We start from the raw sequence: 15,372 nt of genomic DNA, 5'->3' as shown, positions 1-15,372 counted from the left end.
TTTTATGAAAAGAGAAGAAATTTTATCAAGATATAACTCAATAATTGAAAATATTGAAAGAATAAAACAAAAATATAGTATAAGCTATGATATTAGTATTGCTGCAGTAAGCAAATATTCATCATTGGACACTATAAAGGAATTTCTGTCATTAAATATAGATCTTCCGCTAGCTGAGAGTAAAGCACAGAGCTTGAGGGATAGGGCAGGGGAGATTGCAGAGATTAAAGACAATGTTAAATGGCATTTTATAGGACGCATACAGAGCAATAAAGTAAAATACATAGTTAAATATGCAGATTTGATACAAAGTGTAGATTCTATTGAAATAGCCCAATATATAAGCAAAGAAGCACAAAAAAATAATAAGATACAGGATATACTTCTTCAGTTTAATATAAGCGATGAGGAACAGAAAGGCGGATTTGATATAAGCAATTATCATAATATATACGAAAATATAATTAGAATGGATAATATATGTGTAAAAGGTCTTATGGGAATAGCAATGGATAGTGAAGATTCTTTAGTTATAGAGAAGGAATTTGAAAAACTTAACATAATATATGAAGAAATAAATTTAAAATATAAAAATCCTTTATCCATTCTTTCTATGGGTATGTCTTCAGATTATGAACTTGCAATAAAGCATGGTTCAAATATGGTTAGAATAGGCAGCAGCTTTTTAGGTAATTCTTAAATGTTAAAAGGTTTTATAATAAAAGTTTATGCTTTTGGTTCAAGATATAAATGTACTAACAGAAAATTTTCTGATTTTGATTTGGCTATTGATTTAAATAGAAAAATGACTAGAGAATTTGAAATATGATTTTGAAGAGAGTAATTTAACTTATAGAGTAGATATTATAGATTATAATAATATAAGCGAAGAGTTTAAGCAAATAATAGACTCATGCAGCGAAATAATTTACAGCAGGAGTTTTTTATAATGAAAAAAGTAAAAGATGATTGGCAGGAAGTTAGGCTAGGGGATATATCATACATTAATTCAGATATTTTAAAAAAATCTGATGATTATGATTATATAAATTATTTAGACACTGGAAATATTACTAAAGGAATAATAGATAACATACAAAAAATAGATATATCTAATATACCAAGCAGAGCAAAAAGAAAAGTTGATATAGGAGATATTATTTATTCAACAGTTAGACCAATTCAAAGACATTATGGTATTATTAAAAAATATATTGATAATATAATAGTATCTACAGGATTTATTACAATAAAAGTGAAAAAAGATGTGGCAGATAACTATTTTATATATTACAATATAACACAAGATGATATAATAAATTATTTACAAATGATAGCAGAGCAAAGTGTATCAACATATCCGTCTATAAAGCCAAGTGATTTATCAGATATAAAAATAAAACTTCCGCCATTAGAAGAACAAAAGAAAATAGCTTCTATACTCTCATCGCTTGATGATAAAATAGAGATTAATAACCATATGAATAAAATATTAGAGGAAACGGCACAAACTATTTTTAAGGAATGGTTTATTAATTTTAATTTTCCAAATGCCAAAGGAAAACCTTATAAAGACAGCGGCGGCAAGATGATAAAAAGCGAACTAGGGGAGATACCAGAGGGTTGGCAGATAGGAATTATTAAAGATATATCTAAAGAAGTTATATGTGGAAAAACTCCTCCTACTAAAGATGAGAAAAATTATGGTAATTATATGCCTTTTATAACTATACCAGATATGCATAATAATACTTATATAATAAAAACAGAAAGATATTTATCTGATAAAGGAGTAAATACTCAATTTACTAAAATTATACCTGAAAATAGTATTTGTGTTAGTTGTATAGCAACTGTTGGGCTTGTTTCTTTAACTTCTGAAAAATCACAGACTAATCAACAGATTAATTCTATAATACCAAAAGACAATATAAGTTCTTATTGGGTTTATTTTTATATGAAAAATATATCTAATATTATTATTAATTATGCGTCTGGAGGAACTACAACTTTAAATCTAAATAAATCATTATTTGAAAAAATTAATATAATTATTCCTAAAATTTCTCTTTTAATTAAATTTAATAATAGTGTAAAGTCTATATTTGATACTATTAAATTAAATCAAATAGAAAACCAGAAACTTGCTTCTATTCGGGATAGTATTCTGCCTAAACTTATGAGCGGGGAAATTCGCATAAAATAGGAACTATATTTTATACAAAATGCAATAATTATTTGACTTTATACAAAATAAATATACACTATATAGCATACAGTATAGGAGTTTTATTTATGGAAAAATATATGCATGAAAGTGATTTTGAAAGTATTGTTATTGATATGATTCAAAATCTCGGATATGAATATTATTATGGGGCGGATATCAGAAAAGATTATCCTTCTATGAACAGCACAAGAAATGTTGTTATCACCGAAATATTATATAAAGCTCTTAAAAAAATTAATCCTGATGCCCATGATAAAGCTATTGATGAGGCTATAAGATTAATTACAAATCTTTCTGAAATTCATTATATAGATAAAAATAAAACCTTTCAAAAATATTTTTTATTCGGAATTGAAGTTAATTATTTTGATAATGAAAATAAATCTGCTTATATAAAAATTGCTGATTATAGTAATATAAATAATAATTATTTTTGGGTTGTTAATCAGCTTGCAATCACGGATATTGATAATAGAAGACCAGATGTGATAATTTATTTTAATGGACTTCCTGTTGTAGTTATGGAGTTTAAAAATCCTGTTAAAGACGATGAAACTATAGATGAGGCTTATGATCAAATAAAAAACTATATGGAAAACGGTATTCCTAATCTTTTTTATTATAATTCTTTTTGCGTTATTACAGACGGGGTTAGGGCAGAAGTGGGTACTATAACGGCTGATAAAAGCAGATTCATTCCTTGGAAAAGAGAAAGCGAAGATATTGATGTTATAGAGAAAAATGCTGATTTGAATAAACAATATAAAACATTAATTAACGGTATGCTTCAAAAAGAAAGATTTTTAAATATTCTGCATTATTTTATATTTTATGTTCAAAGCGGAAAAAAAGAAGATATGAAAGCAGTTAAAATATTGGCAGCATATCATCAGTTTTTTGCTGTTAATAAAGCATTAAAGAAAATTAAAGAAGCATATAAGAATAAATCAAAGAAAGCAGGTATTGTTTGGCATACTACCGGTTCCGGTAAGTCTTTTACTATGTTAATGGCGGCAAAAGTAATATCTCAGAATTTAGATAATCCTACAATAGTTATAATAACAGACAGAACGGATTTGGACAATCAATTATTTACAACATTTTCAAGTTCAATGGATACATATTTAAAACAGACTCCTGAACAAATAGATTCAAGAAAAGAATTAATTGAAAAATTAAAAGATATTAATGCAGGAGGTATAATATTTACAACTCTTCAAAAATTTGAGAATTATGATGAGGCATTATCAGAAAGAAGCAATATTGTATTAATGGTAGATGAGGCACATCGCTCTCATGATCTTGAAAAGGCTAAAATAAAAGACGGACAAATTAAATATAATATGTCCAAATATATTAATGATGCTTTTCCAAATGCTATAAAAATAGGTTTTACAGGCACTCCTATAGAATCAGAAGACAGAAACACAAAAGATGTATTTGGAGATTATATTGATACTTATGATATAACACAATCGGTTGAAGATGAGGTTACAGTTCCTATATATTATGAGGGTAGGGTAAACTATTTAAAACTTGATGAAGAGCAGTTGAAGAAAGCTGATGAAGAATATCAAAAAATGCTTGAAAATAATGAAGCCGCTGAAGAGGCTATAGAAAAATCAAAAAAAGAACTTTCAAAAATGGATGCTTTGCTTGGTTCTGATGCTGCAATAGATGCTTTATGCAAAGATATAATACAGCATTATGAAAAAAGAAAAAATGTACTTATAGGAAAGGCATTTATAGTTGCATATTCGCGTCCTATAGGAATAAAAATATATAAGAAGATATTAGAACTTAAACCTGAATGGGAAGGTATGATAAAGCCTGTAATGACAACATCAAATAAAGATCCTGTAGAGTGGGGGAAAATGCTCGGAAATAAATCTCATAGGGAGACTTTAGCAAAAGAATTTAAAGATAAAACTTCAAACTTTAAAATAGCTGTAGTTGTGAGTATGTGGCTTACTGGTTTTGATGTTCCTGAACTTGACACAATGTATATGTACAAGCCTATAGCCGGACATGATCTTATGCAGACAATTTCTAGGGTTAATAGGGTTTGTAAGGATAAAGATGCAGGGCTTATAGTTGATTATATAGGAATAGCTGATAATCTTAAAAAAGCAATGAAAGATTATACGGCAAGAGATAAAGAAAATTACGGCAATATGGATATAGCAGAAACTGCATTGAATAAATTTAATGAAGTTATTGATTATATTAGAAACATTTTTAAAGATATTGATTATTCCAATTTTTATACTTGTTCAAGTAAAGAAAGATTAGAGCTTATAACTAAATTAGCTGATTATGTATTTTCTTTTGAAGAGGAAAAAAAGAATGACTTTTTGAATAGGGCGGCTGTATTGAAAAAAGCAGAAGCATTATGCAGAAGTATTATTGATAGAAAGGAATCGGTTGAAACTGCATTATATGAAGCTGTAAAAGTAATAATAACTAAAATGCAAAGTCATCAGAAATTGTCATTAAGAGAAATCAATCAAAGAATAAATAAGATTCTTCAGGAAAGCATACAAAGTGAAGGCGTTCTCAATATATTTGCCGGCATGGATGATTCTAAAGAGCTTTCATTGTTTGATAAAAAGTATTTAGAGTCTGTTGCCAATATGAAGTATAAAAATATAGCATTGGAAGTATTAAAAAAATTATTGGATGATAAAATAAAAGCCTTTTTAAAAGTAAACATAATACAATCCAATATATTTTCTGATAGAATAAAAAAGATAATGGATAAATATAATAATAATGCTATAGATAATATTGAAGTAATAGATGAGCTTTTAAATCTTTCTGATGATTTAGACAATATGAGTAAAGAGGCTGATAGTTTAGGAATGACTAATGAAGAGAAAGCTATTTATGATGCTATGTGCAGTCCTATAAATTCTGATTATAACAAAGAAGAAATTAAAACTATGGCTAAAGAATTGTTTTTAATAGTAAAAAAGAATTCAGAAGAAATTGACTGGCAGAATAAAGAATCCACAAGATCCAAAATGAAAATGGATATAAAAAGATTTTTGAAATCGCATAAATATCCTAAAGATATTGAGAATGAGGCATTGGATAATATATTAAAACAAGCAGAGAATTACGATATATTAAAGTATAGCTAATAAGGTATAGTATTATGGGTAAAATTGAATAACTAATCATATACATATATGTATACAAAAATAATAAAGAATACTTAGAAATTAAAAGCAATATATCTTATGAATATATAATATAATGTCTATACATATATTACCAGAATTATTATATAAATTATATGATTTGATGTTGATTCTTATATAATGTATTATAAGGCTTATATATTATACATATAAGTATACGGGCTAAAAATATATGTATATGTTACAGATAAAAAATTAAAATTAGAAAATTCTAAAAAAGTTTTTGAACAGATAAAAGTTAATAAAGTTTTTGAGTCAGATATATATTTTAGATTTGCAGCATAAACTTGGATTTTTGGTATGTATAGCAGTAATGGTTGATATATTTTATTAGTAATATTTGATAACGGGCTATATAGTAAAACTGATTAAAAAACTTAGAAAATCGTATACTTAATAAAAAATATCCTAGAAAAACAATAAATACATGTTCCGATAATGTATATTATGTTAACTAATGCATATTATTTTTTAAAACTTAATTATAGCATAAACAATAAAACCAATAATAAAAAATGTTACTAACATTATACCAATATATACTAAAGGGTTTCTATGATTTTCCATTTTTAAGCCTTAAAAGTTATTATTTATAATTAGCAATAATTGAACTTTTTTATATATTATAGTATAATCTAGCATTAATAAATAAAAAAATTACGGATATGCATTAATGAAAAAAATAATACTTTTAATATTAAGTTTAACAATAATAATAATATCATGTCAGAATGACGGCGGTTCAATATACGCTATGGAAAAAAGATACAGAAATTTCTTGAATATACTTCCGGATGATGTAAAAAATGATTATACATTAGAATCCGATAAATACGGCAATATGTATAAAGAATGGATTAATGAATTTAATACATGGACTGATAATATACTTAATACAGAAGCACAAAGAGAACAAGAAATATCAGCAAGAATCACACAGGACAGAATAGAATATGCTCTTGAAACTTTAACAAGCAAAGATTATGAAAGAAATCTCCCTATAGATCTTATGTCTAAAGTAAAAGCCCATACAGATGAATTATCATTAAAGATAGAAGAATTACAAAAAGATGAGGCTTTCTCTAATGCTATGATAAAATTAAAGAAAGATGAAGCTGTAGAAAATTTCACAACAAAAGATACTGTATTTTATTATGTTTGGAATTATTTAATAACAATAGAAAGACCAAGACGTTTCCAATAATATTGTTTATTTAAGGCTAATCTACTTTAGTGCTTTTAGGCATAATATATAAAAAATAGAAGTTCTTTTCTAGCTTTAAAATATGCTTATTATATATTACGATTTATATACAACATAACCTAATTTTATTGTGGTTATATTGCTTCATATATTTAATACATAATAATAAATGTTATTTTGGGATACTATAGCCTATTTCCTCTAAATTATCCTTTATTATCTTTTCCAATTTCCTGCTTTCTTTAAAACATTCGCCCAATTCTTCCGTTAAAACTTTCATTTTGAAATCAAAATCTTCTTCTTTATTATCTTCCTCTTCAAGTCCTACATAACGTCCTGTTGTAAGTATATAATCTTCTTTTGCTATTTCTTCCAAAGATGCACTTTTGCAGTATCCTTTTATATCTTTATAGCCTTTGCCTTCCTGCCAGCTATGAACCGTTTTTGCTATTGCTTCTATATCTTCGTTATCTAATACCCTTTGAACCCTGCTCTCCATTCTTCCATAATTTCTTGCATCTATAAAAAGTATATGTCCTTTCTGCTTTTTATCCTTATTCAAAAACCATAATGAAACAGGTATTTGAGTAGATATAAATAATTGAGTAGGAAGAGATATTATACATTCTATCAAATCATCTTTTATCATATTCTCTCTTATTAAACCCTCGCCTGATGTTTGAGTAGAAAGAGATCCGTTTGCTAATACCACACCAGCTTTACCGTTTTCTGATAATTTTGATGCTATATGAGAAAGCCACCCGTAATTGGCATTTCCATTAGGAGGAATCCCCCATTTCCAACGATAATCATCTTTTAAGGCATCTGCTCCCCAATCTGACATATTAAAAGGAGGATTTGCTAATATATAATCTGCTTTCAATTTGTTATGCAAATCTTCAAAAAAAGTATCCGCATTTTTATCTCCCAAATTGCCGTCTATTCCATGTATTGCTATATTCATGTTACAGAGTTTCCAAGTTGTAGGGTTACTTTCCTGTCCGTATACTGATATATTATTTACACTTTGAGAATGTGCCTCCAAAAACTTTGCACTTTGTACAAACATTCCTCCGCTTCCGCAACAAGGATCATATATTCTTCCTTTATACGGTTCTAATATTTCAACTAAAAGTTTAACTATTGGGGATGGCGTATAGAACTCTCCTCCTCTCTTTCCTTCGGCAGTTGCAAATTGCGATAAAAAATATTCGTACACATTTCCTAATATATCTTTTTTATTTTTATTAGCTATTTTTATATTAGAAAATAAATCTATTATCTCCCCTAGTCTTCTTTTATCAAGTTCCGGGCGGCTGTAATTTTTAGGAAGTATGCCTTTTAATTTTATATTATTTTCTTCTATTTTCTGCATTGCATTATCTATAATAGCACCTATTTCATCAGAACGTGCCTGCGATGATATATAATCAAATCTTGACTCTTCAGGCAGATAAAATATATTATCCGCTCTATAGGCATCTATATCATCCTGCATATCCATACCTTCCTGCACAAGTTCATCATATCTTAGCTTGAATTTATCAGAGATATATTTTAAAAATACAAGTCCAAGTATTACATGCTTATATTCTGAAGCGTCTATATTGCCTCTTAACTTATCAGAAGCAGCCCATAGTTCTTTTTTTATATCATTATCATTTTCTGAAGAATTCATTTTATAACCCCGTATCTTTTGTTAATAATATATAATATACTATAAAAATATTATACTTACAATACCGATTTTTTTAATAAAATGTTTGACATATAGAATAAAAGTTTATATTATGTTTTTTATAGAATAAAAAGGATTTGATATGGCTACCATAAGAGAAATAGCAAAATTAGCAGGTGTATCAATAGGAACAGTTGACAGAGCCTTAAATAACAGAGGTCGTATTGATCCTGATGTAGAACAGAAAATACTTGATATTGCTAAATCATTAAATTATAAACCTGATAAAATAGCCAAGTCGTTAGCCATTAGAAAAAAGAAATTTAAAATAGCAGCTGTTCTTAATACTTATAACAATTTATTTTTTGAAGATGTTATAAAAGGTATAGAAATAGCAGGAAAAGAAATCGAAGAATTTGGAATGTCTATTATTATAAAGAGATGTAAAGACTTTGATGCTGATAATCAATTAGAACTTATTGAAGAAGCTATTAATGAAGGTGCTAACGCTATGGCTATAGTTGCTATAAATGACGAAAGAGTAAAAAATAAAATATCTGAACTTTATAATAATAATTTTCCAATAGTACTTTTAAATTCTTTCGTTGATAGTAAAGACTGTATAGCTTATGTAGGATGCAATTATGATTTGGCTGGAGAAATAGCGGCTTCACTTTTGAATATTATATCAAATGGAAATAATATTAATTTATTAGTTTTTTCAAATAATTTCAATAAAATGCTTGGAAATAAAAAACGTGTTGACAGTTTAGTAAGCAGACTTAATTCTGATTATAAAAATGTAAATGTACAATCAATAATAGAAATGGAAAAAGATAATAATCTTAATTTTGATAAAAGTAAAAACAATTTATTAAAACATATGGATACTGATGTTGTTATATGTCCGGGTGCAGAAACTAGTAAATATGTTATAAATGCTATTAAAGAATTAGGACTATACAATAAAATAAAAATCATTACTTATGACTTTTCAGATGTTGTAAAAGAAGGTCTTTTAGATAGAGGTATAATAGCTTCAATAACGCAAAATCCTCAAGAGCAAGGATACAGAGCAATAAAAGTTTTATTTGAATACTTGCTTACAAAAACTATACCAGATAAAAGATACACTTATATAGAAACACAAGTGATATTTAGAGAAAATTTATTGTAACTCTACCCTACTCTATATTTATAATTTTAAATATAATAACAGCTTAAAATTTTAATTAATGATTTACCACCATTTTATAAGTTCTGTTATTTCTTCTCTATATTCAACAAATTTAGGATCAGCTATGTTTCTAGGATGTTCTAAATCTATATGTATTTCTTTTTTTATAGAAGTTGGCTTATTAGTCAATACTAAAACTCTTTCACCTAAATAAACAGCTTCTTCTATATTATGAGTAATAAATATAATTGTAGTACCCAAAGTTTTCCATATGTTTAAAAGCTCATCTTCTAATTTGAATCTCAAAGAAACATCTAATTGCCCGTAAGGCTCATCCATTAAAAGCAATTCAGGCTCCACTGCAAATGCCCTAGCTATAACAACCCTTTGAAGCATACTAGCAGAAAGCTCACTTGGATAAAAGTTTCTAAACTTTTCAAGCCCTACCATTTTTATTACTCTATCAGCCCTCTCTTCAATAATATCCTGAGGAAGTTTTTTTATTTTCAATCCGAACTTAACATTTTCCTCTACTTTAAGCCAAGGCATAGTAGAATATTCTTGAAATATATAAGCTATATCATGTTTTTTTAAATCAACATGTTCACCGTCTATCTGTATAGCTCCATAAGTTGGTTTGTATAACTTTGTAAGGCTATTTAAAAATGTAGTTTTACCGCAGCCAGTAGGTCCTACTATGCATAAAAACTCACTTTTCATAACATTAAATGATATATCATTTAAAACCAATAAATCACCAAATTTTTTTGTTAATCTTTGAACTTTTACTTTAACTTCTCTAGTATCATTTGTCATAAATATATCCTTTTTATGTTATAAAGTTATATCCATATTATCATTTATTTCATTTCTAATTTTAAGGAAATTAGGATCTGTTAATTTTCTAGGTCTAGGTAAATCTATAATATATTCTTTTTTTACAACTGTAGGACAATTTGTGAGAAGTATTATTCTATCTCCCAAATATACTGCTTCTTCAATATTATTAGTAACAAATACAACAGTTCTTTTTTCTTTTTGCCAAATTTTTTCAATTTCTTCTTCCATCATATATCTAGTTTGTGCATCTAAATGTCCGAAAGGCTCATCAAGCAGCATAACAACAGGTTCATTACAATATGCCCTAGCTATACCTACCCTCTGACGCATACCTCCAGATAATTGATTCGGATAACTATTTTCAAATCCGTTAAGTCCTACTAAATCTATATAATATTTTGCTTTTTCTCTTCTCTCTTTTTTTGATATTCCCCTTGCTCTAGGGCCGAATTCTACATTTTCCATAACAGTTAAAAAAGGAAATAAAGCAGTAGTTTGATATACAACACCTCTTTCTGGATGCGGTGCTGTTACTTTTTTCCCATTAACTTCTATATCAGAATTTTCTGTTGTTTCAAGTCCTGCTATTAGATTGATTAATGTTGTCTTTCCGCATTGACCAGGTCCAAATAATACTACAAATTCATTTTCCTTCACTTCAAGACTTATATCTTTTATGACTTCTTTATATCCATGCTCACTGAAAAACACTTTATTAACATGATTCATTTTTATAATAGTTTTATTTTCCATATTAACGCCTCAAATTAATTATTATATACCAGTAGAATTCCAAATAGTTAATCTTTTTTCTATATATCTCATTAAAGAAGATAATAATAAACCAACTATACCTATAGCTATCATACCAGCTAAAACTTGAGGTATATTTGCAGTATCAGAACCTCTTATTATAACCCAACCTACACCAGCAAAAGAACTAACCATTTCTGCTGCTAATACTCCCATCCAGCTTACTGAAAATCCTACCTGCATACCATTAAATATTTGAGGTACAGAAGCCGGAAGTATAACATGCAAAAATATATCTTTTTCATTAGAACCAAGCATTTTAGCAGCACCTATCAAAGTAGGATTAACCTGAGAACTTCCTGCATAAGCATTCAAAGTAACATTAACAAAAGTACCAATAAATATGATAAATATTTTAGGTACTTCACCTATTCCAAACCAAAGTATAGCCATAGGTATCCAAGCTATAGGAGGAATTTGTCTAAACACTTCAAAGAATGGTCTTATTATTGCTCTTGCATATTTATTAACCCCCATAGATATTCCTAATATGATACCTGTTACAGCACCTATGGCAAATCCAGTTAATACTCTAAATATACTTATTACTATATGTCCTAATATAGTTTGCTGACCTATATTATGAGTCAAGCTCCATACTAAAAACTTGAATACTTCTAATGGTTTAGGTGTAGTTATTTTTATAGGAGTATAAGTTGTTAATAATTGCCATACAATTAAGAATCCTATTATAGATATAACTGCCCAAATAGGTTTTTCAAAATCAGATAATTTAACTCTTTTTCCTTCTTTGTTTTTCATAAATTACCTCTTAGTTATCTCTTAACATATTTTTTTTCTAAATAGCCCAATCCTACAGATAAAATAGCTCCAACAGCCCCTATTGTAAGCATACCTACTATTATTAAATCAGCTCTTGCTAACTGTCTATTTAACTGTATCATAAATCCTAAACCTCTGCTTGCAGCAAGCATTTCAGCAGCACATAAAGAAGTCCAAGAAGCTCCTAAAGATACTCTAAGTCCTGTAAATATATAAGGCAAAGCTGTAGGTATAGCAACTTCTTTAAGCATTTGTTTTCTTGATGCACCGAAAGTTTGAGCTACCCATAAATGTACTTGAGTTGTTGCTTTTATTCCGCTATAAGTATTAATTACACAAGGAACAAATGCTGACATAAATACTATTGCTGATTTTGCTCCTAATCCTATTCCAAACCATAATATCATCATAGGTATCCATGCTATAGTTGGTATTGGTCTTATAAGGTCAAATAATGGAGTTGCAACTAAATTGAATTTTTTGAACCAAGCCATACATATTCCAAGCGGTATTCCGATGGCAGCACCTAAAAAATAACCTGTTAACGCTACCTGTAAAGATGCTAATATATGTTGAAACAATGTACCGTTATCAGGTGCTTTATTAGTAAGTTTATAGATAAAAGATTTAAAAACTGTAAAAGGACTTGGAAGAGAATATGATGGAAATAATTTGAATACATCTGTTATTAACTGCCATATTATAAGAAATAATATAACAGATATAACGGATATAATAAAAAATTTATTTCTTTCTCTTTTTTTCTTTGCTATGACGAGTTTTTCTTTTTCTTTTAATGATGTATTAATTATATTCTCTTCCATAAATAGTCCTATTATATATTAATTAATTCAAGTTTCATGTTTTAATTTAAAGCTTTGCTTAATAATTCTGTATCTACATTTTTATCTACAATAGGTAATTTATCATCTGTAATAAGAGATTGACTTGCAAAGAAGTCAGCAGTTACTCTTACAGAATCACCTGTTTTTATGTTTTTAATTTCTTCTGTAGTAACAAAAGGACGATTAGCCACTTCAGATTGACATGCTTCTAAAGTAGAAGTAGATCCATTTTTAGTATACCAATTTAACAATTCTTGTGCTGCCATATTTGTATCAGCTTGTAAAGCATCACATGCTTCTAAGAATGCTTTTATATATAAAACAATAGTATCTTTTTTATTGTTAAATGCTTCATCAGATACTATTATTGAATCAAACTGAGGTATGTTTAAAGTAGTTAAACTTGAAACTATTTTCATTCCATCAGCTTCAGCAGAAAAAGAAGTTGGTGGATTCAAAGCAGCAGCATCTATTTTTTTAGCTTTTAAAGCTTGATATGCCTGAGGGAATTCCATATGAACTATGTTAACTGTATTAGGATCAACATTTATAGCTTTAAGCCAATGTATAACATTTAAATGAGATATTGTTCCAGTAGGTACAGCAATAGTTTTTCCTTTTAAAGTAGCAGCATCTCCGTAAACTTCCGGAAAATCTTTATTAACACCTTTAACTGTCAATATATCAGAATCAGGATTAACTAATACTTCTATACCTCCTTCAGAGTGTCCTATATCAGCAACAACATGAGCATTATAATTAGCCAAGGAATATACAGAAGCAGCACTTAAAGTACCAACTTCCCATAAACCAGCACCTAATGCCTCATTCATAGGACCGCCTGATGGAAAATATACAGTTTCAATTTTAAAACCATATTTTTCATCTAGTTTGTTATTAATCATGTACTCAATAGGTACAGAGTTTAAAAAAGGCATTACAGCTACTTTTAATGTTTTTGCATCTCCAGAAGATGAAGCTTCTTTGTTAGAACAAGAAGCTAATAGAAATAAGCTTGCAATCGCAACCAATGTAGTAATGAGTTTTAATGTTTTTGTCATTTTTATCTCCTTTAAATTATAATGTATAAATTAATGAAAAATTACCAACTAGCATATCTTTTATTTAAAGGGTCACTGCATTCTATCATTTTATGACACATCTCTAATAATAATTTATTCTTTATTTCATCATATTCTTTATTAAAGAATAGATTATTTTCCTCTTTAGGATCTTTTTCCAAATCATAAAACTCTCCATATTCTTCATCTAAAAATATTGAAAGTTTGTATTGTTTAGTTCTGTATGTTTTTATAAATATACCTCTATCATGAGCATCATAAGTAATGATAGCACCTTTTTTATAACTTTTATCTTTATCTTTTCCTGTTAAAATATTTTTAATGCTATGTCCTTGTATACCATAAGGAATTTCTTTTCCTAATATATCTAATAGTGTTGGAACTATATCTACATTTTCTATTATTTCATTACTGTTATTTTTTATTATGCCTTTTCCATAAAATAATAGAGGTACTTTTATCAAACAGTCGTACATAAAAGGCCCTTTTTTTAGTAATCCATAATCCCCTAAATATTCTCCATGATCACTTGTAAAAACTATTATAGTATTTTCAAATTCATTTTTTTCTTTTAGTTTATCTATAATTCGACCTATTTGAGCATCTATAAAACTGATCATTCCATAATATAATCTTTTAATTTCTTTTATTTCTTCTTCAGTAAAAGGATGCTTTTCTCCACCACCTGGCCAATAACCTCTTTCACCTTGTTTGGTTAAATGCTCCGGCCTTTTATCATCTAACTTTAATTTACTATTAAGCTCTTTAGGATTAATATCTTTATAAATATCATAATACTTTTTTATAGGATCGAATGGATGATGAGGATCAACAAAACTTACCCACATAAATAATGGTTTATCAAAATTAAAATTATCTATCTCATCAATAGCTTTCTGTGCTGTCCAATAGGTTTGATGTAATTCCTCCGGTATAGGGTTTATCCCATCAATTCCTTTACCTGTTTCTAAATTACATCCATGACTATTAGCGAAATCTAAATATTCACCTTGTTTATCATCTTCTGTTATATGTGTTATATCAAAACCATAATATGTTTTATCTCTTTCTCTTACCCTATCTCTCTTTGGCACATCTTCAAATTCCCAATTTAGATTTTTTAGCTGAGGTCTGAAATGCATTTTACCAACAGCTATATTAAAGTAATTTTCTTTTTTTAAATAATCTGCTAATGTTATTTCATCTTCATTTAATTCTGTACCTATATTCCAAGCTCCTGTATTCATAGGATATCTACCTGTAAATATGGATGCTCTTGATGGTGTGCATACTGGACTTGTACAAAAAGAATTATTAAATATTGTTCCATTTTCTGCTAATTCATCTAATACTGGTGTTTCTAATTCTTCATTAATATATCCTATAGAATCGGCTCTCATTTGATCGGCTGTTATTAATATTATATTTGGATTATTATTCATCTTTTTCAATCTCTTTGCGTGTACTGTAACATTTACTTATATAGTATAGTAAATAAATAATGCATTGTCAATTTT

The 15,372-nt window shown here is 27.9% G+C and carries 14 protein-coding genes; 7 read left to right on the top strand and 7 right to left on the bottom strand.

Going from position 1 to position 15,372, the window contains the following annotated elements; all coding sequences use genetic code 11:
- The first annotated feature begins 4 nt into the window (after positions 1 to 4).
- The 6 genes from T324_RS0107630 to T324_RS0107610 all read left to right on the top strand — a co-directional run bounded on the left by T324_RS0107630 (position 5) and on the right by T324_RS0107610 (position 6,637).
- Positions 5 to 700: a YggS family pyridoxal phosphate-dependent enzyme gene (locus T324_RS0107630; RefSeq protein ID WP_028329697.1), complete on the top strand. Its 696-nt coding sequence runs from the start codon at positions 5 to 7 to the stop codon at positions 698 to 700.
- A complete protein-coding gene (locus T324_RS18465; protein WP_245580661.1) occupies positions 701 to 829 on the top strand; it encodes a nucleotidyltransferase domain-containing protein in 129 nt (42 codons plus the stop codon).
- Complete coding sequence (locus T324_RS18765; RefSeq protein WP_281171803.1) at positions 819 to 950, top strand: hypothetical protein; 132 nt, start codon at positions 819 to 821, stop codon at positions 948 to 950. Before T324_RS18465 ends, T324_RS18765 begins: the two co-directional genes overlap by 11 nt.
- Positions 950 to 2,206 (top strand): restriction endonuclease subunit S, encoded by a 1,257-nt coding sequence (locus tag T324_RS0107620; RefSeq protein ID WP_028329696.1) that lies wholly within the window; start codon positions 950 to 952, stop codon positions 2,204 to 2,206. Before T324_RS18765 ends, T324_RS0107620 begins: the two co-directional genes overlap by 1 nt.
- An 89-nt stretch (positions 2,207 to 2,295) precedes the next feature.
- A complete protein-coding gene (locus T324_RS0107615) occupies positions 2,296 to 5,373 on the top strand; it encodes a type I restriction endonuclease subunit R (RefSeq protein ID WP_028329695.1) in 3,078 nt (1,025 codons plus the stop codon).
- Between the two features lie 733 nt (positions 5,374 to 6,106).
- Positions 6,107 to 6,637: a hypothetical protein gene (locus T324_RS0107610; protein ID WP_028329694.1), complete on the top strand. Its 531-nt coding sequence runs from the start codon at positions 6,107 to 6,109 to the stop codon at positions 6,635 to 6,637.
- A gap of 172 nt (positions 6,638 to 6,809) precedes the next feature.
- Here T324_RS0107610 and T324_RS0107605 read toward each other — a convergent pair whose 3' ends face one another.
- Entirely contained in the window at positions 6,810 to 8,315 is a 1,506-nt protein-coding gene (locus tag T324_RS0107605) for a type I restriction-modification system subunit M (RefSeq protein WP_028329693.1), read from the bottom strand.
- Between the two features lie 142 nt (positions 8,316 to 8,457).
- Between T324_RS0107605 and T324_RS0107600 the strand changes: the two genes are divergently transcribed.
- Entirely contained in the window at positions 8,458 to 9,492 is a 1,035-nt protein-coding gene (locus T324_RS0107600) for a LacI family DNA-binding transcriptional regulator (protein WP_028329692.1), read from the top strand.
- Positions 9,493 to 9,555: 63 nt separating this feature from the next.
- Here the strand turns inward: T324_RS0107600 and T324_RS0107595 are convergent, their stop codons facing one another.
- Genes T324_RS0107595 through T324_RS0107570 form a run of 6 tightly spaced genes read right to left on the bottom strand, consistent with a single transcriptional unit; the run spans position 9,556 to position 15,297 of the window.
- A complete protein-coding gene (locus T324_RS0107595) occupies positions 9,556 to 10,308 on the bottom strand; it encodes an ABC transporter ATP-binding protein (protein ID WP_028329691.1) in 753 nt (250 codons plus the stop codon).
- A gap of 18 nt (positions 10,309 to 10,326) precedes the next feature.
- A complete protein-coding gene (locus tag T324_RS0107590; protein WP_028329690.1) occupies positions 10,327 to 11,085 on the bottom strand; it encodes an ABC transporter ATP-binding protein in 759 nt (252 codons plus the stop codon).
- A gap of 21 nt (positions 11,086 to 11,106) precedes the next feature.
- Positions 11,107 to 11,907, bottom strand: a complete 801-nt coding sequence (locus T324_RS0107585) for an ABC transporter permease (protein WP_028329689.1) — start codon at positions 11,905 to 11,907, stop codon at positions 11,107 to 11,109.
- A gap of 14 nt (positions 11,908 to 11,921) precedes the next feature.
- On the bottom strand, positions 11,922 to 12,752 hold the full coding sequence (locus T324_RS0107580; protein WP_028329688.1) for an ABC transporter permease: 831 nt from the start codon (positions 12,750 to 12,752) through the stop codon (positions 11,922 to 11,924).
- A gap of 41 nt (positions 12,753 to 12,793) precedes the next feature.
- Positions 12,794 to 13,834 (bottom strand): ABC transporter substrate-binding protein, encoded by a 1,041-nt coding sequence (locus tag T324_RS0107575; RefSeq protein WP_028329687.1) that lies wholly within the window; start codon positions 13,832 to 13,834, stop codon positions 12,794 to 12,796.
- A gap of 41 nt (positions 13,835 to 13,875) precedes the next feature.
- Entirely contained in the window at positions 13,876 to 15,297 is a 1,422-nt protein-coding gene (locus T324_RS0107570) for a sulfatase family protein (protein WP_028329686.1), read from the bottom strand.
- Between the last annotated feature and the right edge of the window lie 75 nt (positions 15,298 to 15,372).

It is taken from the genome of Brachyspira alvinipulli ATCC 51933, assembly GCF_000518245.1.
GTDB classification, from domain to species: domain Bacteria; phylum Spirochaetota; class Brachyspiria; order Brachyspirales; family Brachyspiraceae; genus Brachyspira; species Brachyspira alvinipulli.
Note: the sequence above shows the minus strand (reverse complement) of the source record. Positions and strands in the feature narration are given on the sequence as shown.